Origin of the sequence: Corynebacterium tuscaniense (genome assembly GCF_008693065.1) — a bacterium.
Lineage (GTDB): Bacteria > Actinomycetota > Actinomycetes > Mycobacteriales > Mycobacteriaceae > Corynebacterium > Corynebacterium tuscaniense.
The window spans coordinates 1-22,137 of sequence record NZ_VXKH01000032.1 but is presented as its reverse complement, the minus strand read 5'-3'; the positions used below and the strand labels follow the sequence as shown (position 1 = coordinate 22,137).

At 59.8% G+C, this 22,137-nt stretch carries 24 protein-coding genes and 4 tRNA genes; 17 read left to right on the top strand and 11 right to left on the bottom strand.

Annotated features, from left to right (window positions below; genetic code table 11):
• Positions 1 to 198 precede the first annotated feature (198 nt).
• Both F4V54_RS07005 and F4V54_RS07000 read right to left on the bottom strand, forming a co-directional pair.
• Complete coding sequence (locus F4V54_RS07005; protein ID WP_034665933.1) at positions 199 to 687, bottom strand: ribose-5-phosphate isomerase; 489 nt, start codon at positions 685 to 687, stop codon at positions 199 to 201.
• Positions 688 to 750: 63 nt separating this feature from the next.
• Positions 751 to 1,365, bottom strand: a complete 615-nt coding sequence (locus F4V54_RS07000; protein WP_150386693.1) for a mycothiol-dependent nitroreductase Rv2466c family protein — start codon at positions 1,363 to 1,365, stop codon at positions 751 to 753.
• On the opposite strand from F4V54_RS07000, the gene pepN reads away from it, so the two are divergent.
• Complete coding sequence (pepN, locus tag F4V54_RS06995; protein ID WP_428840486.1) at positions 1,357 to 3,801, top strand: aminopeptidase N; 2,445 nt, start codon at positions 1,357 to 1,359, stop codon at positions 3,799 to 3,801. The two genes, F4V54_RS07000 and pepN, sit on opposite strands and share 9 nt — an antisense overlap.
• On the opposite strand, the gene F4V54_RS06990 is transcribed toward pepN, so the two are convergent.
• Positions 3,798 to 5,006, bottom strand: a complete 1,209-nt coding sequence (locus F4V54_RS06990) for a cystathionine gamma-synthase (RefSeq protein ID WP_150386692.1) — start codon at positions 5,004 to 5,006, stop codon at positions 3,798 to 3,800. The genes pepN and F4V54_RS06990 overlap by 4 nt on opposite strands.
• Before the next feature lie 120 nt (positions 5,007 to 5,126).
• On the opposite strand from F4V54_RS06990, the gene F4V54_RS06985 reads away from it, so the two are divergent.
• From F4V54_RS06985 to F4V54_RS06975, 3 genes are read left to right on the top strand one after another with little or no spacing between them, the layout of a single operon-like run.
• Entirely contained in the window at positions 5,127 to 5,537 is a 411-nt protein-coding gene (locus F4V54_RS06985) for a globin (RefSeq protein ID WP_102723260.1), read from the top strand.
• A gap of 52 nt (positions 5,538 to 5,589) precedes the next feature.
• Positions 5,590 to 6,804 carry an alanine racemase gene (locus F4V54_RS06980; protein WP_150386691.1) on the top strand — a complete coding sequence of 405 codons (1,215 nt, stop codon included), beginning with the start codon at positions 5,590 to 5,592 and terminating at the stop codon, positions 6,802 to 6,804.
• Positions 6,801 to 8,138, top strand: a complete 1,338-nt coding sequence (locus F4V54_RS06975) for a D-arabinono-1,4-lactone oxidase (RefSeq protein WP_150386690.1) — start codon at positions 6,801 to 6,803, stop codon at positions 8,136 to 8,138. The genes F4V54_RS06980 and F4V54_RS06975 overlap by 4 nt, the downstream gene beginning before the upstream one ends.
• A gap of 62 nt (positions 8,139 to 8,200) precedes the next feature.
• On the opposite strand, the gene F4V54_RS06970 is transcribed toward F4V54_RS06975, so the two are convergent.
• The 5 genes from F4V54_RS06970 to F4V54_RS06950 form a co-directional block, all read right to left on the bottom strand.
• Complete coding sequence (locus F4V54_RS06970) at positions 8,201 to 8,839, bottom strand: DUF8185 domain-containing protein (RefSeq protein ID WP_034665921.1); 639 nt, start codon at positions 8,837 to 8,839, stop codon at positions 8,201 to 8,203.
• Entirely contained in the window at positions 8,839 to 9,249 is a 411-nt protein-coding gene (locus tag F4V54_RS06965) for an acyl-CoA thioesterase (RefSeq protein WP_034665919.1), read from the bottom strand. Before F4V54_RS06965 ends, F4V54_RS06970 begins: the two co-directional genes overlap by 1 nt.
• Positions 9,250 to 9,275: 26 nt before the next feature.
• Positions 9,276 to 10,946 carry an energy-dependent translational throttle protein EttA gene (ettA, locus tag F4V54_RS06960; protein WP_150386689.1) on the bottom strand — a complete coding sequence of 557 codons (1,671 nt, stop codon included), beginning with the start codon at positions 10,944 to 10,946 and terminating at the stop codon, positions 9,276 to 9,278.
• Between the two features lie 141 nt (positions 10,947 to 11,087).
• Positions 11,088 to 11,714, bottom strand: a complete 627-nt coding sequence (locus F4V54_RS06955; protein ID WP_150386688.1) for a single-stranded DNA-binding protein — start codon at positions 11,712 to 11,714, stop codon at positions 11,088 to 11,090.
• A 217-nt stretch (positions 11,715 to 11,931) separates the two neighbouring features.
• Positions 11,932 to 13,920: a bifunctional copper resistance protein CopD/cytochrome c oxidase assembly protein gene (locus F4V54_RS06950; RefSeq protein WP_150386687.1), complete on the bottom strand. Its 1,989-nt coding sequence runs from the start codon at positions 13,918 to 13,920 to the stop codon at positions 11,932 to 11,934.
• A gap of 94 nt (positions 13,921 to 14,014) precedes the next feature.
• Here F4V54_RS06950 and F4V54_RS06945 point away from each other — a divergent pair.
• From F4V54_RS06945 to F4V54_RS06920, 6 genes are all read left to right on the top strand, one after another.
• Positions 14,015 to 14,088: transfer RNA gene (locus tag F4V54_RS06945), tRNA-Arg, on the top strand.
• A 158-nt stretch (positions 14,089 to 14,246) separates the two neighbouring features.
• Positions 14,247 to 14,819, top strand: a complete 573-nt coding sequence (locus F4V54_RS06940; protein WP_150386686.1) for a DUF2975 domain-containing protein — start codon at positions 14,247 to 14,249, stop codon at positions 14,817 to 14,819.
• The gene (locus tag F4V54_RS06935) at positions 14,806 to 15,033 is read left to right on the top strand and encodes a helix-turn-helix domain-containing protein (RefSeq protein ID WP_034665913.1); all 228 of its coding nucleotides are present in this window, start codon (positions 14,806 to 14,808) and stop codon (positions 15,031 to 15,033) included. The genes F4V54_RS06940 and F4V54_RS06935 overlap by 14 nt, the downstream gene beginning before the upstream one ends.
• Positions 15,034 to 15,043: 10 nt before the next feature.
• Positions 15,044 to 15,844: a mycolate reductase gene (gene cmrA, locus F4V54_RS06930; protein ID WP_034665910.1), complete on the top strand. Its 801-nt coding sequence runs from the start codon at positions 15,044 to 15,046 to the stop codon at positions 15,842 to 15,844.
• 10 nt (positions 15,845 to 15,854) lie between these two features.
• On the top strand, positions 15,855 to 16,487 hold the full coding sequence (gene orn, locus F4V54_RS06925; protein ID WP_150386685.1) for an oligoribonuclease: 633 nt from the start codon (positions 15,855 to 15,857) through the stop codon (positions 16,485 to 16,487).
• A 48-nt stretch (positions 16,488 to 16,535) separates the two neighbouring features.
• Positions 16,536 to 16,608, top strand: a tRNA-His gene (locus F4V54_RS06920).
• A 77-nt stretch (positions 16,609 to 16,685) separates the two neighbouring features.
• Here F4V54_RS06920 and F4V54_RS06915 read toward each other — a convergent pair.
• A complete protein-coding gene (locus F4V54_RS06915; RefSeq protein WP_150386684.1) occupies positions 16,686 to 17,879 on the bottom strand; it encodes a L,D-transpeptidase in 1,194 nt (397 codons plus the stop codon).
• Between the two features lie 306 nt (positions 17,880 to 18,185).
• Between F4V54_RS06915 and F4V54_RS06910 the strand changes: the two genes are divergently transcribed.
• The 3 genes from F4V54_RS06910 (at position 18,186) to F4V54_RS06900 (ending at position 19,559) form a co-directional block, all read left to right on the top strand.
• Positions 18,186 to 18,258: transfer RNA gene (locus F4V54_RS06910), tRNA-Lys, on the top strand.
• Between the two features lie 84 nt (positions 18,259 to 18,342).
• Positions 18,343 to 18,975, top strand: a complete 633-nt coding sequence (locus tag F4V54_RS06905; RefSeq protein ID WP_150386683.1) for an LOG family protein — start codon at positions 18,343 to 18,345, stop codon at positions 18,973 to 18,975.
• An 11-nt stretch (positions 18,976 to 18,986) separates the two neighbouring features.
• Positions 18,987 to 19,559 (top strand): isochorismatase family protein, encoded by a 573-nt coding sequence (locus tag F4V54_RS06900; RefSeq protein WP_102723160.1) that lies wholly within the window; start codon positions 18,987 to 18,989, stop codon positions 19,557 to 19,559.
• A 49-nt stretch (positions 19,560 to 19,608) separates the two neighbouring features.
• On the opposite strand, the gene F4V54_RS06895 is transcribed toward F4V54_RS06900, so the two are convergent.
• Positions 19,609 to 19,887: a DUF3618 domain-containing protein gene (locus F4V54_RS06895; protein WP_102723161.1), complete on the bottom strand. Its 279-nt coding sequence runs from the start codon at positions 19,885 to 19,887 to the stop codon at positions 19,609 to 19,611.
• Between the two features lie 110 nt (positions 19,888 to 19,997).
• Here F4V54_RS06895 and bcp point away from each other — a divergent pair, with 110 nt between their 5' ends.
• The 4 genes from bcp to F4V54_RS06875 all read left to right on the top strand — a co-directional run bounded on the left by bcp (position 19,998) and on the right by F4V54_RS06875 (position 21,632).
• A complete protein-coding gene (gene bcp, locus F4V54_RS06890; protein WP_034665899.1) occupies positions 19,998 to 20,474 on the top strand; it encodes a thioredoxin-dependent thiol peroxidase in 477 nt (158 codons plus the stop codon).
• A 104-nt stretch (positions 20,475 to 20,578) separates the two neighbouring features.
• Positions 20,579 to 20,660, top strand: a tRNA-Leu gene (locus F4V54_RS06885).
• 64 nt (positions 20,661 to 20,724) lie between these two features.
• On the top strand, positions 20,725 to 21,177 hold the full coding sequence (locus F4V54_RS06880) for a hypothetical protein (RefSeq protein ID WP_170253122.1): 453 nt from the start codon (positions 20,725 to 20,727) through the stop codon (positions 21,175 to 21,177).
• Positions 21,178 to 21,242: 65 nt separating this feature from the next.
• A complete protein-coding gene (locus tag F4V54_RS06875) occupies positions 21,243 to 21,632 on the top strand; it encodes a DUF3817 domain-containing protein (RefSeq protein ID WP_102723163.1) in 390 nt (129 codons plus the stop codon).
• 270 nt (positions 21,633 to 21,902) lie between these two features.
• Here the strand turns inward: F4V54_RS06875 and F4V54_RS06870 are convergent.
• On the bottom strand, positions 21,903 to 22,137 hold a 235-nt coding region (locus tag F4V54_RS06870; RefSeq protein ID WP_150386682.1), incomplete at its 5' end, for an HNH endonuclease.

Below are 22,137 nucleotides of genomic sequence, written 5' to 3'. Positions count from 1 at the left end.
GACAGCCCCTCAACAACGACCAACCGGTGAAACCGAACAACCTCATCACCACTCGGATCCCAACGCGAACCAGACACAACCAACACCAACTTTCCAATCAGTGTTGCAACGATCCCTAGAACTTAGGCCCCGTCCCGAGAAAAGCAAAAACCCGCTCCGAAGAGCGGGCTGCACAAACAGGCGAAGGCCAGAAGGAATCTAGAGCGTCTTCGGTGCCGGGATTTCTTCGGTCTCGCCGGTCTCCTCGTAGCGGGTGAGGATGTCGATGCGGCGCTGGTGGCGCTCCTCCACCTGGTGGTCAGGGCCAATGCCGACGAAAGCGTCGACGATGGCGAGGGTCTCCTCCAGCGAGTGCATGCGCCCACCAATGCCGATGAGCTGGGCGTTGTTGTGCTCGCGGGCGAGCTGCGCGGTCTCAACCGACCAGGCGAGAGCGCAGCGTGCGCCCTTCACCTTGTTCGCGGCGATCTGCTCACCGTTGCCGGAACCGCCGAGGACGAGGCCGAGGGACTCCGGGTCGGCGACGGTCTTCTCAGCTGCGGCGATGCAGAAAGCTGGGTAGTCGTCGGCGGCGTCGTACTCGTGTGCACCGCAGTCGATGACCTCAAAGCCCTTGGCCTTGAGGTGCTCTGCGATCTGGTTTTTCCGCTCAAATCCGGCGTGGTCTGCTCCAAGGTAAATACGCATGGTGCCTAGCCTACGGGAAATCCAACGGCAAGAGCAGGCAAGAGCAGGCTAGGCTCAATCTGGTTAGACCTGCGGGTCCTCGGTGCGGGAGCGCTTGAGCTCGAAGAAGTAGGGGTAGGAGGCGAGGCCGACGGCGTGGTCGAAGAGCTCGCCGGCTTCTTCACCGGTGGGCACGCGGGTGATCACGGGGCCGAAGAAGGCGTTGTCGCCGAGTTTTATTACGGGGGTGCCTACGTCGTCGCCGACTTCGTCCATGGCGGATTGGTGGTACTCACGCAGCTTGGAATCGAAGGAGTCCGAGTTGGCCACGGAGGCAAAGGAAGCATCCAATCCCACCTGCTCAAGGGCCTCGATGATCACAGCATCGTAGGCACCAAAGCCCTGTTTGCCGCCTTCGCCGCCGGGGTGGATGAGGGTGCCCATGGCGGTGTAGAGCTCGTCGATTTTGTCCGGCGCTTCCGCTTTCACTTTGGCGAAGACGCGGGCGGGACCCCAGTTGGCCTCCATTTTGGCGGCGTAGTCGGTGGGGAGGTCGCGGCCGTCGTTAAGCACGGAGAGCGACATGGGCACCCAGACGACGCTGATGTCGCGGACTTTTTCTACTTCTTTGACCCAGCGGGAGGTCAGCCAGCAGAACGGGCAGGATACGTCGAACCAGAAGGTTACTTTTTGAGTCATAGCCTCAAGGGTACGTTGGACCGCATGAAGGCAAATCTTTTTCGATCTGACGCGCAGCACCGCGCAGAGCTCATCAGCAACGTGCACTACACCGTTGACCTCGACATTACGGGCGCGGACACATTCACGTCCCGCACGAAGGTGACGTTTGAATCGAAAGCGGGTGAGACGTTCTTTGACCTCATTGCGGATGATTTCAAAGCCACGCTCGATGGCACGCTTATCGACGAGCGAAAGCTCACGCTTTCGCCCGGCCCCCACGAACTGATCGTCGAGGCAACCCACACGTACTCCCGCACGGGCGAGGGCCTGCACAAGTTCACGGACCCGGCTGACGGCAAGGACTACCTGTACACCCAGTTCGAGCCGGCGATGGCCATGCGTACTTTCGCGTGCTTTGACCAGCCCGACCTCAAGGCGACCTATGAGATTGCGGTGACCGCGCCGAAGCGCTACGTGGTGGTGCTCAACGAGGCGGTGGTGCGCACCGACAACGGCGACGGCACGGCCACGACCCGGACGAAGCTCGACTACCCGCTGTCGACCTATCTCATTTGCGTGTGCGCTGGTGAGTTCGAGCGTGTTTCTGACACATACACCTGTACAGATAACGGCAAGGAGCGGACGATCGAGCTTGGCCTGTACGCCCGCGCGAGCCTCATTCCACATATGGATTCGGAGCGCCTGTTCACACAGACGAAAGACGGATTCGATTTCTACCATGAGAAATTCGGTCGCACCTATCCGTTCGGCGACAAGTACGACCAGATCTTCTGCCCTGAGTACAACATGGGCGCGATGGAGCACGTCGGTGCGGTGACCTACCGGGACGAGTACGTTTTCACGTCCGAGCCGACTCCTTACCGTCTTGAGCGCCGCAACGACACGATCCTCCACGAGATGGCCCACATGTGGTTCGGCGACCTGGTCACCATGAAGTGGTGGGATGATCTTTGGCTCAACGAGTCGTTTGCCACGTGGTCCGCCGCGACAGCCCAGGTGGGCATCGGCGAGTACCCGGAGGCGTGGACCACGTTTGCCGCGGTGGAAAAAGCATGGGCTTATAACCAGGACCAGTTGCCGTCTACGCACCCGATCGCGGCGGATGCGCCTGATATTGAGACTGCGGAGCAGAACTTCGACGGCATCACCTACGCCAAGGGCGCCAGCGTGCTCAAGCAGCTTCAGGCTTATGTCGGCTACGACGAGTTCTTCGCTGGGGTTCGCACTCACTTCGACAATCACGCCTACTCCAATGCGGAGTTCGCGGATTTGCTCGGGGCACTCGAGGAGGCGTCGGGGCGCGATCTGTCCGACTGGGCGCAGCAGTGGCTGCGCACCACCGGCGTGTCCCGTCTGCGCCCGGAGATCTCCGCGGACAGCTTCGCCGTTGTGCAAGAGTCCGATGTGTTGCGCACGCACCGGGTCCGTGTCGGCCTGTATTCGCTTGACCGTGGCTCCGTCACCCGCACCAAACAAGTCGAACTGGATGTCTCCGGTGAGCGCACCGAGGTCCCTGAGCTGGCGGGTGTGGAGCACGACCTCGCGCTGGTCAACGACGATGACCTCACCTACTGCCTCATGGGCCTGACCGAGGAGCACCAGCGTTTTGCTTTGGAACATCTCGGCGACATTGAGGATTCTCTCGCGCGCACTCTCGTGTGGTCGTCGTTGTGGGAGTCCGTTCGTGACGGTTTCCTGCCCGCGCGTCAGTTTGTTCAGCTGGTGGCACGCTTTGCCCGCCAGGAGACTCACCCGAGTGTGCAGGAGCGTCTGCTCGCCCAGGCCACCCAGGCAGTAAAGCAGTACGTTGCTGACGGCTGGCGTGCCGAGGGCATGGCGCTGCTCAACACTGCTTTCCGGGGCGCTGAGCCCGCTGTTGTCTTCGACCGTGCCCTGGCCCGTCTTACCCCGGACAAGGAGACGGTGGATTACTTCACCACACTGCTGGAGACCTCAGATAACCAGGAAACGCGCTGGCTCGCGCTGACGAACCTCATTGCGGCGGGAGAGTTGCCGGTATCAGCTGCCGAGGAGGAAAAGGACTCTACCTCGGAGGGGGCGGTGTCGAGGCTGAGGGCGCAGGCGAGCGTCGATAAGCGTTGGGCATGGGACAAGCTGGTGAGCGAGGACCTCACCAACCTCGAATCCCGCTACCTGATGGATGGCCTGACCTTCACCCGCGAGGGTCTGGAGGGCTTGACCGACGAGTACTTCCGCGTGGCGCCACAGCTGTGGGAGCGGCTGTCCAATGAGATGGCGCAGCGCACCCTCGAGGGCATGTACCCGCTGTGGGATGTCTCGGAGGAGGCGATCGCGAAGGCGGATGAATTCCTGGCTGGTGAGATTCCTGCTGGTCTGCGTCGCATCATCTCTGAAGGCCAGGACCGTGTGGCCCGCGCACTGCGGAACCGCAAGGTAGACGCGCAGGCCTAGAGCTTGGTCAGAGCCTGGTCGAGGTCTGCGATCAGGTCCTCAACATCCTCAATGCCCACGGAGATGCGCACGAGTGTTGGCGGTACTTCGAGAGCGGAACCGGCGACGGAAACGTGTGTCATGGTGGCGGGGTGCTCGAGCAGGCTCTCCACACCACCGAGGGATTCGGCCAGGCAGAACACCTTGGTGGAGCGGCAGAAGGTCTTCGCCTGCTCCGCGGTGTTAAAGGCTACGGAAACCATGCCGCCGAAGCGGGTCATCTGGCGGGCGGCGATCTCATGGCCTGGGTGATCCTCCAGGCCCGGGTAGTAGACGCGGGCGACCTTGTCGGAGGCCTTCAGGTGCTTGGCCACGGCCTCGGCGTTGTCGCAGTGCTTGTCCATGCGCACGCTCAGCGTCTTCAGGCCACGGCCAGTGAGGTAGGTGTCAAAGGGGGATGGGATGGCACCGACCCAGCCGAAGAAGAAGCGGAGCTGATCCTCGAAGTCATTGAGGGCATCGAAGCTGGCAGCGGTCACGCCGGTAACCCCCTGGGAGGTGGAATCAGCCGGACGGTTCGCGCACACCACACCGCCGATGACGTCGGAGTGGCCACCGATGTACTTGGTGGTTGAGTGCAGTACCACATCCGCGCCGAGCAGCAGTGGCTTCTGCAGGTAGGGGGAGGCAAAGGTGTTGTCCACCACAAGGGTGGCATCACCCTTAATGGCAGCGATGGCCTGAATATCGGCGATGGACAGCAGCGGGTTGGTCGGGGTTTCTACCCAGATGACCTTGGTGTTGTCCTGGATGGCGCCGGCAATCTCGTCGGTGTTGGTGATGTCCACGGGGGTGTTCTCAATCCCCCACTGGCTGAAGATCTGCTGGATGAGGCGGTAGGTGCCGCCGTAGGCGTCGTTACCAATGACGATGTGGTCGCCCGGCTTGAGCAGGATGCGCAGCACCGAGTCCACTGCGGCCATGCCGGAGGCGAAGGCGACGCAGTAGTCGGCCTTCTCCAGCGCGGCCACGGTCTTCTCCAGCGCCGTGATGGTCGGGTTGCCCACGCGGGTGTACTCGTAGCCATTGCGGGTCACTGCCAGGTCATCCTGCGCGAAAGTTGTCGACGCGTAGATGGGGGTGTTGATTGGCCCGTAGAGGGAATCCGGCTCGTATCCGGCGTGGATGGAGTCGGTGCTGAAACCTGAGCGAGTGTTCTCGGTCATGGGGTCCTTTCCTGGTGGGCTTCGAGGGAGACGTCGATAAGCACAATAGACCAAGCTGTCCACTTTGGCCGACGGCGCGGTCGATTTAGATTCACGGCTAAGGTGAACGGTGTGGACACAATGTATGAGGCACTTGGTGGAGACGCCTTCTTCAGGCGCCTAGTTTCCGGCTTCTACCAGCAGGTCAGGAAAGATGATCTCATCGGGCCGATGTACCCGGAGGATGACTGGGACGGCGCCGAGGATCGCCTGCGCTGGTTTCTTGCGCAGTACTGGGGCGGTCCAACCACCTACAATGAGCAGCGCGGGGCGCCGATGCTGCGTCGCCGCCACCTCCCGTACCCCATCGGCATGGCGGAGGCGGAACGTTGGCTTGAGCTGATGAACCGCTCGCTGGACCAGTTCACGGCGGAAGAGCTCAACGAGGAGCAGCGCGGCGCGCTGGTCAATCACATGGAGCGCGTGGCCTACATGACTATCAACCAGCCGGGCGAACACCCGGGCATGCCCACCAAGCGGAACCTGCTGTAAGTCCTCCCCAAAAACGGCAACGCGATAGTTTTGGGGAACTAGCATGTTCCCCATGCCATCAACGTCGACTTCCCCGTCTCAGACTTTGCTCGCCGTCGTGCCTGGGCTTATCGACGGTGGCGGGGCCCCCGCCCCCTGCGCCGCCGTGGATGTTGCCGCCTTTGATTTCAACGCCGCCCAGATGCAGCAGCGCGCCAAAGGGTTGCCCATCCGGGTGGCATCAAAATCCCTCCGCAGCGTGGCTGCCCTACGCCGGGCACTGTCCCACCCCGGCTTCCACGGCATTTTGTCCTACAGCGTGCCAGAGGCAATTCATCTTGCCCGCGAGGGTTTCGATGACATCGTGGTCGCCTACCCTTCCGTGAACAAGGCGGCGCTGAGGGAGCTGGCTGGCGATGAGCAGTTGCGCAGCGCCATCACTGTGATGGTGGACTGCGTGGAGCACCTCGATCTCATCAGCGATGCGGTAAAGGCCGCCCGCACCCCGGGCCCCGTGCGGGTGGCCATTGACCTGGACTGCACTTTGCACCTGCCTGGCTTGGTCATCGGGCCACGCCGCTCCCCGATCCGCACGCCGGAACAAACGGATGAGCTGGCACGCGAGATCACAGCGCGAAAGGAACTCACCCTGGTAGGGCTCATGGCCTACGAAGGGCAGGTGGCCTCCGTCGCGGATGCGGAACCAGGCATTCCCGGCGCGGTGAAGCGATGGCTGCGCACCACTTCCATGGACCAGCTTGGCCCGCGCCGGGCGGAGTGCATTGTTGCGGCCCGCCAGCACGCAGACTTGGAGTTCGTTAACGGTGGCGGTACTGGGTCGCTAGATGTCAGCGCGGCCGAGGGGACGCTGACGGAGCTCGCGGCTGGCTCCGGGTTTTACACACCCGTCATCTTTGACCACTTCGCCGACATCAACCACAAACCAGCCGCGTTTTTCATCTGCCAGGTCTCACGCATCCCGGCGCCTGGCTGGGTAACGGTGAATTCGGGCGGATGGATCGCTTCCGGCCCGCCGGCGACAGATCGCGTGCCCGTCCCGGTGCATCCAGCCGGGTTGCGGTACTCCGCCACTGAAGGCGCGGGTGAGGTGCAAACTCCACTCCACGGGCCTGCCGCCAGCAGTCTGGGTGTGGGCGACACCGTGTGGTTCCGCCACGCGAAAGCAGGCGAAATGACCGAGCACGTCGATGAAATGATCGCCGTCTTTCCGGACGGCTCAACCGAAACATGGGATACCTACCGCGGACAAGGGTGGACACTGCGATGACACTGACACCGGGAAAGCGCACCAAACAGCGTTTTAACAACTGGTCTGGCTCCGTAAACACCAACCCGGATGCCTTCTACTACCCCGCCACCATCGCCGAGGTGCAGCACATTATCCGCACTCTGCCCGCTGGCCAGCGCGTGCGCGCAGTCGGCGGTGGGCACTCCTTTACCCCGGTGGCTGCTGGCGCGGGGGCGATGATCAGCCTGGACAAACTCGCCGGCATCATCAACGTGGACCGCGAGAAAAAGCGCGTCCGTTTCCTCGCCGGCACGCGCCTGTACCGCGTCCCGGAGTACCTGCAGCCCTTCGGCCTTGCGCTGGCCAACCAGGGCGATATTGATAATCAATCCGTTGCCGGCGCGATCTCCACCTCTACCCACGGCACCGGCATCGAGTGGACCGGGTTCGCCGGCACGGTGACAGGCCTCACGCTTATCGACGCCACCGGGGAGCTCCGCACCTACTCCATCGACGACGATCCGGACCTGCTGCACCTCATCGCTGTCTCCGTGGGTGCTCTGGGCATCATCGTCGAGGTGGAAATGCAGTGCGTTGACGCCTTTGACCTTCTGGCACGCGAGACCAGCGACAACTTGGATGATGTCTTGGATAGCTGGGATGAACGCACTCGTGCCGTCGATCACTTCGAAGCGTTCTGGTTCCCTCACACGGACAAGGCGATGATCAAAAACAACACTCGACTGGCCCCGGGCGATCCGGCACCAGGTGGTGAGCCGAAGAAGCGCGGGCGCCTCACCCAATTCATTGAGGATGACCTGGTGGGCAACGGTGCTTTCGCCGCCGCACTCACGGTTGCGCGCATCGCACCGAAGACCACAGCATTCCTCAACGGCATTGCCACCGATGCCATGGCGGCCAACACCTACCGCTCCCGTGCTCATGAGGTCTTTGCCACCCCGCGCCGCGTGCGCTTCCACGAAACCGAATTCGCCGTGCCTCTCGCCGATGGCCCGGAAACGGTCCGCGAAATCCGCCGAGAAATCGACCGGCGCGGATGGCTCATCCCCTTCCCGCTGGAGCTGCGCTCCACTGCCGCAGATGATGTGGCGCTGTCCACCGCTAACGGGCGTGAATCGATGTACATCGCCTTCCACGTCCCCCGCGCGATGAACCCGCACGACTACTTCCCCCACATCGAGCCCATCTTCATCGCCGCCGGCGGCCGACCCCATTGGGGCAAAATGCACACCCGCGGCCGGGAATTCTTCGCACAGGTCTACCCACGTTTCGACGAATTCTGCACCCTCCGCGAAACCATGGACCCCACCCGCACATTCGGGTCCCCGCACCTGACGCAGCTTTTCGGCTAGCGCCGAAAAGCTGCGTAAGAATAATTGGGTAAGAAGAGGGAAAGTTAAAGGCTAAACGGCTTCTAGAACAGCAGGTTAAGTGCCGTGGAGTGATACACGCTGCCGAAAGGTGCGTCCATGCGCACCCACCTGCCAGCCGTGGCAATCCGCAGGTGACGCGGCAGTTCCGCAGGGGCACCAGGACCGGGGATAAAGCCCAAGGACGTGCACGTGAAAATCATGCGCATAGGCACGTTCACGGTGCTCTCCCCGGTTTCTTGGTCGGCGTCCACGGTCAGCACCGTCTGGTTCAGCAAGGACCGCGGCGGGCCCAGTGGTCCGGAAAACTGACGGGCCAAACGGCGCCCCTGATCAGCCAGATCACGCACAACAGCGACGGGGACAACGTCGCGCTCCACAAATCCTTCGGCTGGGGGGAGGGCGCCGGGCCAGCGCGAGTCACGGGCAGGACCGATCTCGGTGCGCTCGGCTGCAAGAGCAGTATCAAGATCTTTCAGGGCCACGACCGCTTTGTCTCGGGACACCGTTCCTCTCACCCGGCGCGCAGCTAAACAGTCGAAGGGGGTGGTGACAAAGATGTCGAGGGAGCCGTCCCCGCGATCGTCGATACGCACTGAGGCGTCCTCATCCAACGACAATGCGCGGGAGGTGAGGGCCTTCAGCCCTGATGCTCCCGCGCTGATTGCGAGCTTTTCGATGATTACTCGCCCGTACCCGAGGTGAGAATCCCACGCTCCTGCTGCGTGATCTCACGCGGCGCTGCAGTGGAAAGATCCACAGCCACCAGCACTGTCTTGACCACACCGCACACATTTCCGTGGCGGTCCTTCAAATCCTGCGTGGTTTTGAAAGAAGTGTTCCCAATCTCCGTCACAGTGGTATCCACTGTGACCTGCTTGGTGTCTGGCATCACTGGGCGGAGGTAGTCCACCTCAACGTGGCGGACAAACACACCGAACTCCTGCTCTTGGTCCGCGAAATTCTGCTGCATGAAAGCAATACGCGCTTCCTGCGAGATGTCCACGAACTTGCAGTTGTTCAGGTGCCCGTACCGGTCATAGTCGTTCCAACGCAGCGGAATGACCTGGGTATCTGAAAGAAGGTTGCTCATAGTGAATGTCCTTTCTTCACAGATCTTTAGCGGGTGAGCTTACGGTGGGTGACGCGAGACGGCTTGGCTGCTTCCTCACCGAGGCGTTCAACCTTGTTGGCCTCATAGTCACCGAAGTTACCCTCGAACCAGAACCACTTGCCCTCTTCGACGTTGCCCTCCCACGCGAGGATGTGGGTACAGGTGCGGTCCAGGAACCAGCGGTCGTGCGAAATCACCACAGCACAGCCAGGGAACTTCTGCAGCGCGTTTTCAAGGGAACCCAGGGTTTCCACATCGAGGTCGTTCGTCGGCTCATCGAGAAGGATCAGGTTGCCACCCTGCTTGAGTGTCAGCGCCAAGTTCAGACGGTTGCGCTCACCACCGGAGAGAACCTTCGACGGCTTCTGCTGGTCTGGACCCTTGAAACCGAAGGCAGACAGGTATGCGCGCGACGGCATTTCGTTCTGGCCAACGTGGATGTAATCCAGCCCGTCGGAGACAACCTCCCACACGGTCTGCTCCGGGTCGATGTTCTCGCGGTTCTGGTCAACGTAGGAGATCTTCACGGTATCGCCGATCTCCACCGTGCCCGAGTCCGGCTCTTCAAAACCAACAATGGTTTTGAAGAGGGTGGACTTACCCACACCGTTCGGGCCAATCACACCCACGATGCCGTTGCGCGGCAGGGTGAAGGTGAGGTCCTTGATCAGCGTGCGACCATCGAAGCCCTTGTTCAGGTTCTTCACCTCGACGACCTTGTTGCCCAGGCGCGGCGGGGTAGGAATCTGAATCTCTTCAAAGTCGAGCTTCTTGTACTGCTCCGCCTCGGCTGCCATCTCCTCGTAACGCTCCAGACGAGCCTTGTTTTTCGCCTGACGTGCCTTCGGCGAAGAACGCACCCACTCGAGCTCGCTCTTCAGACGCTTCTGCAGCTTCTGGTCCTTCTTACCAGCAACCTCAAGGCGCTCAGCTTTCTTCTCCAGGTAGGTGGAGTAGTTACCTTCGTACGGGTAGAGCTTGCCGCGATCAACCTCACAGATCCACTCAGCGACGTTGTCCAGGAAGTAGCGGTCGTGCGTAATCGCCAACACCGCACCCGGGTAAGACTGCAGGTGCTTCTCCAGCCACAGGACGCTCTCGGCGTCGAGGTGGTTCGTCGGCTCGTCAAGTAGCAACAAGTCCGGCTCGGACAGCAGCAGCTTGGCCAGGGCAACGCGGCGGCGCTCACCACCGGAAAGGTTAGTCACCGGCGCATCAGACGGCGGGCAGCGCAGTGCCTCCATCGCCTGCTCAATCTTGGAGTCCACCTCCCATGCGTCCGCAGCATCCAGCTCCTCCTGCAGTTTGCCCATTTCCTCCATGAGCTCATCGGAGTAGTTGGTTGCCATCTCAGCAGCGATCTCCTCGAAGCGCTGCTTCTTTTCAAAGATCTCTCCCAAGCCCTCTTCGACGTTCTCCCGAACCGTCTTTTCCTCATTCAGCGGCGGCTCCTGCAGCAGGATGCCCACAGTGGCACCGGGGTCCAGGAAAGCCTCACCGTTATTCGGCTGATCAATGCCAGCCATGATCTTCAGTAAGGAGGACTTACCTGCACCGTTCGGGCCAACGACACCAATCTTGGCGCCGGGGTAAAAGGCCATGGTGACATTGTCCAGAATGACTTTTTCACCGACGGCCCTGCGAACGTTTTTCATCGTGTAGATGAACTCAGCCACTAGCGTCCCCTTCTCTCGCGTTTCATGCGTTGTGGTGGAAGTTTAAAAACCACCTCAAAGGGTACATCACCCCGGTGACAAGCTGGGCGGCCCCGTCTCACCTCGGTACCACCCCGCTTGTCACCCGGCGGCGGTGCGCCATCACCCGGCCCTCGCCGGCCGCGGCCTTTCCTGATTCAAGCCCTGTCGCCCGCTGATCACGCCGTCACGTGCCTGGTTACCGGACGGCTGAACAGACTGCCCAGCCTGTTCTGGCTGGCTTTCCCCGGAGTCCTCCTGGACACCCTCTGCCTCCTTGGAATTCTGTGTCACGGTCACGCCGTGCTTTCTACCGAACTCCTCTGCGGTGAGGAGTTTCACCTTGTCGATGCCATCCGGTGTGTGCTCCTGAGACGCGGTGCTACGGGAAGCTACTTGGTGGCGGCTCAACTCCAGAGCGATTTGGTTGGCTTTGATGATGTGCTTGTAGCGGGTCACGTTCTCTTTGTCCGTCCACTTTTCGGAAACGAGACGGCCCGAGACGATGATAGGCATGCCCTTCCGCAAAGAAGCGTTTGTGTTCACGGCTAGCTGCCCCCAGCACTCAACATCGATGTAGAGGATGTCGGTGTCCGCCCACATGTTGTTGCCACTGGTATCCACGCTGTCCGTGCGCACACGACGGCTGGAGGCGAGGCGCAGACGGGTGAGGAAGGAACCGGTGTTAAAAACCATGCTCACCGGATCTTCAATGAGGTTGCCCGACAGTGTGATGGGTAGATACGTCATTACAGTGTCCTTTCAGAAATGTTGTTGTGGTGTTGCGTGTACTTTTCGCCCCGCTCCCGCATCCGGGAAGAGGGGCACCACCAACGCTTCCTCAACAACGCAAATCGCGCGAATTCAGCCCAAAAAACCTGTGGATAACCCAAAAAAGATTCCACAGGCTGACCCCTACTAGGCGCCCGATTTACACGAGAGCAAAGCGCCCGAAATGCCACACCAACTACTGGCGTGGCCGACCCCCGTGCCCCTGCGAGTACTGCGCTAGCAGCTCGTTGTAAGCGCGCCACTCCTCATCATCGTTTTCCTCTTCGCGCAGGTCACGGGCCTTCGCCTCAGCACGATCCTCACGCAACCAGCCGACGGCGAGGTAGAGGAACACCACCGCCATGGGGAAACTTCCGGCGGCCCAGCCGATGCCGGCGCCGACTTTTTGGTCGCGCAAAAAGTCAGGGTTCCATGGAAGAGCAAGATTTTCGTAAAAAGTTTCCCCCAAAACCAAATTCAACTGCATGAGGTACACGCCCATGAAAAGGTGGACGGGCATAGAGAAGACAAACCAAGCAAAACGAACTGGCGTTGGCTTCCTGTTTGGAATGCGGTCTGGGCCGATGAGTTCCCAGAAGTAGAAATAACCGGACACCAGAAATGCGGCGTTCATGAGCACATGTCCGGCATGTTCAGACACCGCCACCTGATAGAAGGCCGGGTAGACGTACAGCACGTAGAAGACAACAAGGAACTGCACCGTGGACACCGGCGGGAAGGTGAGCACGCGGACAAGCTGAGATTCCTCAAAAGCCTTGACCCATGCGTGTGGCCCGAATTCATCCTCCGGGTAGGCACGTTTGATCAGGGTCAACGGTGCACCCAGCGCCAAGAAGACGGGCGCGCCCATGGACAAAATCATGTGCACGACCATGTGGACAGAAAACGCAGCCGGCATGTACATGCCCAGGCCGGAAGACATGGTCACTGCGATCATCGCGCAGCCCGCGAGCCACCACGCCGTGCGGGATCTTTCCCACCCGCTCACACGGCGCAACAAGTGCAGGTAATACACGGCCAGCAGAATTGCGATGACGGAGAACAGCACCTCTGGGCGCCAGATCGTCCACACGTTGGTAAACGTCGGTGCCTCGTAGAGGTTGTAGCCCATCTTCACCTGCATCTGGGTCAAGTCCGTCACCACCGGAGTAGGTGGCGGGGTGCGACCCATCGATACAGCCACGCCGGTGACAGCGGCCATGACCACTGCCTCCACCAGCGCTATACGACGGAAAAGCTCAGGCCGTTCCTGCAAGTGCGGGATAGTCAGTTCGCGGTGTGCGAAACCAAGTAGCCCCAACACCACCAAGCCAACAGCTTTAGCTAGGACGGTGGCACCGTAGGCGGTGGCCAAAAGATCGTCGATACGCACTCTGATAAGCGCATTGATCACACCCGAAATGGCCACCGCAAAGAAGGCGAACAGCGCGATGCGCGAATACCGCGCAACAGCTTGCGGCATGTGTGGCCCGAGCCTGCGACCATGCGCAATGAGCGCGAGCAAGCCACCCACCCACACGAGCATGAACACGAGGTGCCAGAGGAAGGAGTTTGTGCCGTAATCATGGTTACCGCCCGCCGCGGAGTGACCGGACATACCTAACGGCATGATGGTGGCCAGGCTGCCGAGCAATAGCGCTACCTGCGATGACCAGCTGCCAGCCAGCAAGCCGTACACTGCCACTGCCGCAGCAAAAAGCGCGACGAGCAGCCAAATCTTCGCATCCGCCACGCGGTCCAGAGCCATTGCCCACATTTCAGGACTAAACAGCACGTCAGTAAGCGGTGTACCGGAAACATCCGAAAGCACCAGCGGAATCATGAACAACCCAATGAGCGCCACGCCAGCACTCGCCCACGCACCCGTGCGACCCGCGATGTGCCCGTCCACCGTGAGGCTCGCGCCGTGCAAATCCTTCTGATCAGGCGGAATGAGGAAAGCAGAAAACATAAAGGAACCCGTTGCCAACGCCGCCAAGACCCATGCCGCCGCGCGCATCATCGGCAAGCCCACCGTGGTCAACGGCCCCGGATCCGGAATGCCCAACGCTGCCAGCGAATCACCGAGAAACACAAAAGACAGGGTTCCCGCCACCAACGCACTGATAAGCACCAACACCAGGTAGATCGGCCAAGCCACGCGCGCTGAAACACTCAAGGACATGCGTTAAAGCGTACAAGTTGCAATTGCTTATGAGCGACTCCCCCTACCACCCACCAACCCCTCCCCCAGCGTGCGTTACGATGATAAACACCAAGCCTCCATAGCTCAGTGGATTAGAGCATCCGGTTTCTACCCGGCTGGTCGCGGGTTCGAATCCTGCTGGGGGCGCAAATTTTTCTGCTGGTCAGGCAGTGTTTTCACCCATATTTCACACCATCCGCCCCACCCGTGGGCGGATTTTTTCTGCCCACCCCCTTGACGTCATATCGATTAACGATATTATCGATTAACGACAGTATCGAACTTCGATAAGAAAGGTCACCGTCATGAACGCCTCCAGCTCGACCCCCGAAGCCCGTCCACCGAAGGGCCGCGACCGCACAGATATCTCTCGGTTTGACGCTGTTGCCGTCGCCATCGCGCTCGTGTGGTTGCTACCAGAAATCATCGCGCTGGCAACGGATGGGACGATTTCCAGTCGCCTCTCCCCCGCCATCGAGGGCGGGTTGCACTTCGTCGATCTCCCCTCAGGCCCACAGACCATGTTCGCTGTTGCCCTTGGTCTCAAATTCTTCTCACTTCTCTGCGCCGTGTTCCTCGTGACAAACAGCTTCACCGACATGGCAAAAGAGCAGGTATTTACCGAAAAGAACGCGCGGCGTCTCAACGCGGCAGGGATCAGCATCGCTGTCTTCTTCGTTGCCCGATTGGGCTTGGAAGGCATGGCCAATAACTGGGCCGCAGCTCAGCTCGGCGTTGACTGGTGGGGCGACCCGGGAACCGGCACCCCACTTTCTGAGCTCGCCCCGGCCCTGCTCCTCATCTTCGTTCTCAGCGCACTGGCCAGGATCCTGCGCCGTGGCGCGAAACTCGAAGAGGATGTTGATGGACTTGTCTAACCCCACCAATGAACCACGGGTGGTGTGCCACCTCGACGAGCTCATGGCTGCGCGCGGCATCACCGGCGCGGCACTTGCCGAACTGGTGGGCATCACACCCGTCAACCTCTCCGTCCTGAAAAACAACCGCGCGAAGGCCGTCCGCTTTAGCACCCTCGCCGCGATCTGCCAGGCTCTTGACTGTCAGCCGGGGGATGTCTTCTCGGTGAAGTAGGCTCGCAGGCATGAGTTTTCCTTCACCGTCCCACGACTCCTACGCCCTCATCACCGGCGCCAGCCAAGGCATCGGCGAGGCGATGGCGCGTGATTTTGCCAAAGCTGGGTATAACCTGATCGTCGTCGCAAGGCGAAAGGACGTGCTCGAAGCACTCGCCGCCGAGCTCGAGCAGGCACACGGCGTGGAAGTCATCGTTGCCGCGCATGATCTCTCCGTCACCGAAGACGTGGACAAGCTCCTTCAGCTTATCGACGCCTACCGGGTCTCCATCTGCGTCAACTCCGCCGGCATCGCCTCCTTCGGCCCCTTCATGGAGCAGGACTGGGACTATGAGACGAACCAGTTCAACCTCAACGCCACAGCCGTCTTCCGCATCACCAAAGCAGTGCTGGACCAGATGGTTCCCCGCGGTGAGGGCGCCCTGTGCAACGTCGGTTCCGCTGCTGGCAACGTGCCCATTCCGAACAACGCCACCTACGTATTCACCAAAGCTGGCGTCAACGCATTCACTGAGGCACTGCACTACGAGCTGAAGAAAACCGGTGTGCACTGCACCTTGCTTGCGCCCGGTCCAGTGCGCGATGCCGTGGTACCGGAAGCGGAACAGTCCATCGTGGACAAGGTCGTCCCCGATTTCCTCTGGACCACCTATGAGTCCTGCTCCGCCGAAACCATCACCGCAATGATGAAGAACCGCCGCCGGATCACCCCAGGCCCACTGTCCAAAGCCATGGACTTCATCTCGTCCTTCGCCCCGCGTGGCGTGCTTGCCCCCGTCATGGGCTGGTTCTACGCAAAAATGGGATAGCGTTGTGCCCATGAATGAAGCACTCGCTGCTAAAGATAACCGCATTGTTTGGATCGACCTTGAAATGACCGGACTAGAACCGCAACGCCACGTGATCGTGGAAGTTGCAGCCCTGGTCACGGATGCGGACCTCAACATCCTCGATGAGGGCATTGACCTCGTTGTCCACGCCAGCGATGAGGAGCTCGCAAAAATGGATGACTTTGTCACCAACATGCACGAAACCTCGGGCCTCACCGAACACATCAAGGCTTCCACGATCACGGTGGAGGAGGCGGAAGCGGCGGTTCTGGAGCTCGTCGAGAAGCATTGCGCTGGAATCCGCCCACCACTTGCCGGCAACTCCATTGCCACGGACCGCTCCTTCATCCGTGCATACATGCCGCGCCTGGACGAACGCCTGCACTACCGCATGATCGACGTGTCCACCATCAAGGAGCTCACCCGCCGCTGGTTCCCCGACACGTACTACAACCAGCCCGACAAAAACTTGTCCCACCGTGCGCTCGCCGACATCGTGGAATCCGTCCGCGAACTCGACTACTACCGCCGCTCCGTTTTCACTAACACGCCCGGCCCCGACACCGACAAAGCAGCAACATGCGCCCAGGAAGCCATGGGGCGCTACCAGCAGTTTTTGTAATTCAGACTAAGTGAACTAGAGTAAGTTTCCGCTGCGCAAACAGCGATGGTGGCTGTAGTTCAGCTGGTAGAGCACCAGGTTGTGATCCTGGGTGTCGCGGGTTCGAGCCCCGTCAGCCACCCCGAATGTCAAGGCCCTGCGCCATCCCGCGATTGGGATCGGCGCAGGGCCTTACTCATGCCCCGAGCGGGCCGAAAACTAGGAAGACGTGTCGGCGTTGCCGGCCTTGATCGTCTCCCAGTCAATATTCCAGTAGCCCAGACCATCCGTGCCCGACAGTGTGCTGCCCTTGGTGTTCACAATCTTCACTGGGTCTCCGCGTTTGACGGTATCCATGTACCACTTAGCGTCTGTCGGCGTGGCGTTGATACAGCCGTGGGACACGTTGGTCTGTCCCAGCGCCCACGTTGCCCATGGGGCGGAGTGAACGTAGATGCCGGACCAGGACAGCTGGGTGGCGTAGTTCACGGGTGTGACGTAGCCACCAGATTCCAGGCTCAAACCGTAGGAGCGTGAATCCATCACCAGGCTGTCATGGCGATCCCCCACCACGTAGGTGCCATTCGGGGTGTCATAGCTGCCGTCGCGGCCCAGTGCGACGCTGAAAGATTTGATCTTTTCTCCGTTGCGGTACACCGTCAGGGTCTTGGTGCTGTTATCCACCTCCGTGAGGACCGCATCACCAATGGTGAAACTCGTTTCCGCGTCCTGCTGGCCGTAGATGCCATTGCCAAAGTCTTTGCCGTACAGGTCGGCTTTCACAGTGACCTTCGTGCCCGGCTTCCAGTACTCCTTGGGACGCCAGATGAGTTTGTTCGCCTCAAGCCAGTAGAAGCCACCCACTGTTTTATTGGATGTCTCAATCGTGATTGCGTCTTGCACTGCCTGACGGTCCTGCGGTGACACATCGAAGTAGAAGACCACGGCTTGGGCTACACCAACTTCAGATCCTTCAACCGGGCTGACAGAGCCAGCCATCTGCAGATTCGGGGTGACCGTGGTGAAACTAGCAATCGTCGCTGTTCCCTGCTTCGTCATAGCTTTCACCGTGTAGGTCCTGCCGTAGCCCAGTGGCTCTGCCGTCGTCCACTCGGTGTGGTCACCATTGTAGGAAGCTTCCACTTCCTTGCCGGACTCATTCGTGATGGTGATGCTGCGCAGGCCCGCTGGTGTCTTCACCGTCACCGGGATCCCGGGCTCCACTTCAGTCGCGCCATCTTTCACGGAGATGGTAGCCGGGGTGTCTTTGACAGCCCCCTCTTCAACCTCGGTAGCCGCGTCACTACGGTCCAGGGCGCAACCCACTAACGCAGTACCCACGAGCACTGCTGCCACACTCGTGGCAACAACACGACGGATGTTCGACACCAACCACACCGGCTTACAGGACATGTTCCAACCAATTAACTTTCTGCCGCGCCCCGATACTGCTATCGGACTTCACCTTTATCAATCGCATATATTGCCTGGTTAGTTACATGTTTCCCCTCAAAGAGACTGCATGATCAACAGGGCGAATGAGCGACTATTCTGCCCGTAACCTTAATGCCAATCTCAGGATTGTCCTACTCGAAACCTCCACATCCACTAAGTCGTTATCGGATTGTTTCCCAACCCCCATAACACCCCTCCAACCAGGCGATTTCACCTATCGGATGTGTGGTGCTATATTTTTCTTTCGTTGCCTTTCAAGGCAAAGCGCCATTAGCTCAACTGGCAGAGCAACTGACTCTTAATCAGTGGGTTCGGGGTTCGAGTCCCTGATGGCGCACAGACGACGAGGTCATAGCACCCCCGGTGCTTGGCCTCGTCTTTCGTATCCGTATTTCTGCCGGCCAGACTAGGGTTAAGCGGTATGAGCACCACCCCAAAAAAGACGTCTACCCCCATCCATGCCGTGACTGTTTTTGCAGGAGCACGGGAGGCAACTGTGCCCGGGATGAACACTCTGGCCAGGGATTTTGGGGTGACGCTTGCGCGGCGTGGCATCACGCTTGTGTATGGCGGTAGCCGGTTGGGTTTGATGGGGGCTGTCGCCCAGGGTGCGATTGAGGCAGGTGGCGCGACGGTGGGTATCATCCCGGAGCATCTTGCTGCGCATGAAATTGCGCATACGGGTCTCACCGAGCTCGTGTTCGTGGATACTCTCGCGCAACGCAAGGCCCTCATGGGTCAGCGGTGTGATGCTTTCGTTGCGCTCCCTGGGGGTACTGGCACGCTCGATGAGCTTTTCGACGAATGGACCAACCAACAACTCGGCCTCCACACCAAACCTATTGGCCTGTTAGGGGCTGAGTTTTGGCAGCCGTTGATTCAGATGGTTGATCACATGGTGAGCCATGGTTTTGTCCGCCAAGAGGACCGCGACAGCCTCGTTGTGGCGGATGATCCTGATGAGCTGTTGGATCTTCTGGCACAGTGGCGTCCGCAGCGCCCCCGGTGGACCCCTCCAGCCCACAAGACGCTGAGAAGCACACGGTGTGAGTAGGGTTACTGGGTATGACTAAGGCTCTTGTCATTGTTGATGTTCAGAATGATTTCTGCCCCGGCGGTTCTCTCGCCACCGATCGTGGGGACGTAGTGGCAGAAAACATTGCCCAGCTCCTAGCCACCAAGGCCAAGGATTATGACCACATTGTGGCCACTCAGGATTGGCACATCGATCCGGGCACGCACTTTTCTGACACCCCCGATTTCGTGGACACGTGGCCCGTTCACTGCGTTGCGGATTCAGAAGGCGCTGCCATGCGCGCCCCGCTTGCGAAGGAATCAGCCGCAGCCCTCATCGAAGAGTACTTCCGTAAAGGGCGGTATGAGGCGGCGTATAGCGGGTTCGAGGGGGCGTCGGCAAGCGATGATGTGCTTCTTGCGCAATGGCTCAATGAACGCGACGTGACACACATCGACATCGTGGGCATCGCAACAGATCACTGCGTACGCGCAACCGCACTTGATGGGCTGAGCGAAGGTTTCGACGTCCGCGTGCTCAGCAAATATTGCTCCCCCGTGAGTGAAGAGCGAGGCCGTGCAGCCTTGGATGAGTTGCGCGAATCCGGCGCAACCGTTGCCTAAAACAACAGCGCGCCCCTCAAACCCGGGGCGCGCATATATCTCTTGAGCTCTAGTTGCGCTCAGCGAGCAGACGCTGCAGCTCCTTGAGGTCCTTCTTCTTCTTGCGGTTGCTCGAAGACTTCAAGGCAACAAGCAACACAACAGCAACGGCAACACCAGCGAGCACCTTCTGAACCTTGTCGTCCTTCAGCTTGCCACTCACCTGCGCCTTAGCATTGTTAGCCAAGTTCTCCGGACGGGTGCGGTCAGCGATCTCATCGATCGTGCTGGCCAGGTTAACGCGGGTGCGCTCAATCTCGCGCTGAATATCGTTAATATCGCGTGCCACTTCCAACTCCCCTAAAGGTTTGTTCTTCTATCTCGTTCCCACAGTACTGTACCGAAGAATCGTGACGCAGTATCAGTTCAGGCAAGTACAGCACCAGTACAGTGGCGAATATGACTGAACAGAATCGTTTGAACATCGGTGACGCCGCCCCCGCCTTCACCCTCCCCAACGACAAGGGAGAAAACGTCTCCCTGTCTGACTACGCAGGTAAGCGCGTCATCGTGTACTTCTACCCGCGCGCTAACACCCCAGGCTGCACCCGAGAGGCATGCGACTTCTCCGAAAACCTCTCAGAGTTTGAAGACGCCTCCGTGGCAGTAGTGGGCATCAGCCCAGACACTCCGGAGAAACTGGCGAAGTTCCGCGCTGACCATGACCTGACCATCGAGCTACTCTCCGACGAGTCCAAGGAAGTCATGACGGCTTACGGTGCCTTCGGCGAAAAGAAGAACTACGGCAAAATCGTCCAGGGCGTCATCCGGTCAACCTTCCTCGTCGGCGCGGACGGCACGATTGAATCCGCCCAATACAACGTTAAGGCCACCGGCCACGTAGGACGCCTCCTGCGTGACCTCGACCTGAGCTAAACAGCCGACACCCCACACCCGTTTTTCTCACAGGGCGGCGCCCTGTACACTGTGAACCGCTCCGCGCCAAGGCCGATAGATACAGTGCATTACAGCGCGGACGCGCGCCCGTGGCGGAATTGGCAGACGCGCTGGATTTAGGTTCCAGTGCCGTAAGGCGTGTGAGTTCAAGTCTCACCGGGCGCACAAACCCCCTTGCCCCATCTCCGGACCTTGGGGCCTCAACAGTTTGATTGATAGAGTTTGGGTTGTGAGCGACCAAGACAATCAGGACAACCCGACTGAGCAACCTCCCCAACGCAAGCGTTTGCGGGTGCGCGCATGGCACGTGATCCTACTTGTTGTGGCTGTGGCGGTGAGCATCTTGTTGGCCAGTTGGCAGTGGTCGCGCTACACCTCCGGCACCGGATCACTACAAAACTTAGGCTACGCGCTGCAATGGCCAATGTTTGGCCTGTTCCTCGTCTACATCTACCGCGCCGGGATGAAGATGGAGAACGAGAAAATCGATGCCGAGAACGCCGGTAAGACCATGGATGCGCTCTATGAGGCGGATGCTGCCGCGTTCGGCGATCCGGACGCCGCGCCAGCTATGACAGAGATCAGCGAAGACTTCCTCCCGCACCGGAGCGAATTGAATGTAGAGGAGTTCAATGAGCTAAACACCCCCCGCCGGCGCCGCCACACCGAAGACTCCTTCTAAGACGTCTTCCACGAACCCCTAAGAACCCCTGAGACGCAGTGAACAACAGTAAAGGACATGGAACGATGAGCACTCCCCCGACGACCCCTGCCAACCCAGACGCTTCGGTCCCGCGCATTCACCCCGAACGCAAGCGTCGTGTGAAAACCGCGTTGACACTGTTTGCCATTGCGGCGTGGGTCACCGGTGTCATGCTGCTCCTGCTGTGCGCACGCATGATCATGGAGTACATCCTCCACATGGACGTTTCTAGCCTGAACTGGGTGGCTATCGCCCACGGCTGGGTGTACGCGTTGTTCCTCCTGGCCACTCTGAACTTGGGAATGAAGGCCCGCTGGTCCACCAAAACCTGGTTGGTCACGGCCCTGGCGGGTGTGGTTCCTTTCCTCTCCTTCTTCGTGGAACACTGGCGCCGCCAGGAAGTGACACAGGAATTCGCTCTCAACGAAAACTAGGGGACGCTAAAAGCACCTTCTGGAAAGATACTTGCCCCTACGGCGCAACTTTAGGGGTAAAGGTCAAACACATTCGAGATTGGCTTGTTTCCAATGGCTGACCTGAAAGAACGTCAACAGTTCATGCCCCGCAAGCTTAGACCTGCCCCCGCTGCCTGATCGCGTTAGACAATCCCACTGATGCCGAGACCAGGACCTCACGGCCTGTTTTTAGGCATGGCGAAAGACCAGCTGTTGCTGGCTTTCAGCATGAGGTGTGAGGTGTCTCGCTTATCTTCCGTAGAGGAGTGTCATGGCTCCGTAGGGGTGGGTGGTGTTGGCCACGAGGTGTCCCCGGGGTGATCTCCACATGGGGGCACCCCGAATGTTTTCCACCCGGCCCCGGTGGGCATGTGCGGGGTCATCATCATTGGTGCGGTTGTGATAGCGACACAGCATCGCCAGGTTATTCATGTTCGTATGCCCACCCCTCGACCATGCTTTGATGTGGTGGACCTGACAGTTA

Excerpts from the sequence above, each read along its gene's own strand:
- F4V54_RS07005 (WP_034665933.1), bottom strand. The coding sequence starts at position 687 with ATGCGTATTTACCTTGGAGCAGACCACGCCGGATTTGAGCGGAAAAAC.
- F4V54_RS07000 (WP_150386693.1), bottom strand. The coding sequence starts at position 1,365 with ATGACTCAAAAAGTAACCTTCTGGTTCGACGTATCCTGCCCGTTCTGC.
- F4V54_RS06990 (WP_150386692.1), bottom strand. The coding sequence starts at position 5,006 with ATGACCGAGAACACTCGCTCAGGTTTCAGCACCGACTCCATCCACGCC.
- F4V54_RS06985 (WP_102723260.1), top strand. The coding sequence starts at position 5,127 with ATGTATGAGGCACTTGGTGGAGACGCCTTCTTCAGGCGCCTAGTTTCC.
- F4V54_RS06980 (WP_150386691.1), top strand. The coding sequence starts at position 5,590 with ATGCCATCAACGTCGACTTCCCCGTCTCAGACTTTGCTCGCCGTCGTG.
- F4V54_RS06975 (WP_150386690.1), top strand. The coding sequence starts at position 6,801 with ATGACACTGACACCGGGAAAGCGCACCAAACAGCGTTTTAACAACTGG.
- F4V54_RS06965 (WP_034665919.1), bottom strand. The coding sequence starts at position 9,249 with ATGAGCAACCTTCTTTCAGATACCCAGGTCATTCCGCTGCGTTGGAAC.
- F4V54_RS06955 (WP_150386688.1), bottom strand. The coding sequence starts at position 11,714 with ATGACGTATCTACCCATCACACTGTCGGGCAACCTCATTGAAGATCCG.
- F4V54_RS06950 (WP_150386687.1), bottom strand. The coding sequence starts at position 13,920 with ATGTCCTTGAGTGTTTCAGCGCGCGTGGCTTGGCCGATCTACCTGGTG.
- F4V54_RS06940 (WP_150386686.1), top strand. The coding sequence starts at position 14,247 with ATGAACGCCTCCAGCTCGACCCCCGAAGCCCGTCCACCGAAGGGCCGC.
- F4V54_RS06935 (WP_034665913.1), top strand. The coding sequence starts at position 14,806 with ATGGACTTGTCTAACCCCACCAATGAACCACGGGTGGTGTGCCACCTC.
- cmrA (WP_034665910.1), top strand. The coding sequence starts at position 15,044 with ATGAGTTTTCCTTCACCGTCCCACGACTCCTACGCCCTCATCACCGGC.
- orn (WP_150386685.1), top strand. The coding sequence starts at position 15,855 with ATGAATGAAGCACTCGCTGCTAAAGATAACCGCATTGTTTGGATCGAC.
- F4V54_RS06915 (WP_150386684.1), bottom strand. The coding sequence starts at position 17,879 with ATGTCCTGTAAGCCGGTGTGGTTGGTGTCGAACATCCGTCGTGTTGTT.
- F4V54_RS06905 (WP_150386683.1), top strand. The coding sequence starts at position 18,343 with ATGAGCACCACCCCAAAAAAGACGTCTACCCCCATCCATGCCGTGACT.
- F4V54_RS06900 (WP_102723160.1), top strand. The coding sequence starts at position 18,987 with ATGACTAAGGCTCTTGTCATTGTTGATGTTCAGAATGATTTCTGCCCC.
- bcp (WP_034665899.1), top strand. The coding sequence starts at position 19,998 with ATGACTGAACAGAATCGTTTGAACATCGGTGACGCCGCCCCCGCCTTC.
- F4V54_RS06875 (WP_102723163.1), top strand. The coding sequence starts at position 21,243 with ATGAGCACTCCCCCGACGACCCCTGCCAACCCAGACGCTTCGGTCCCG.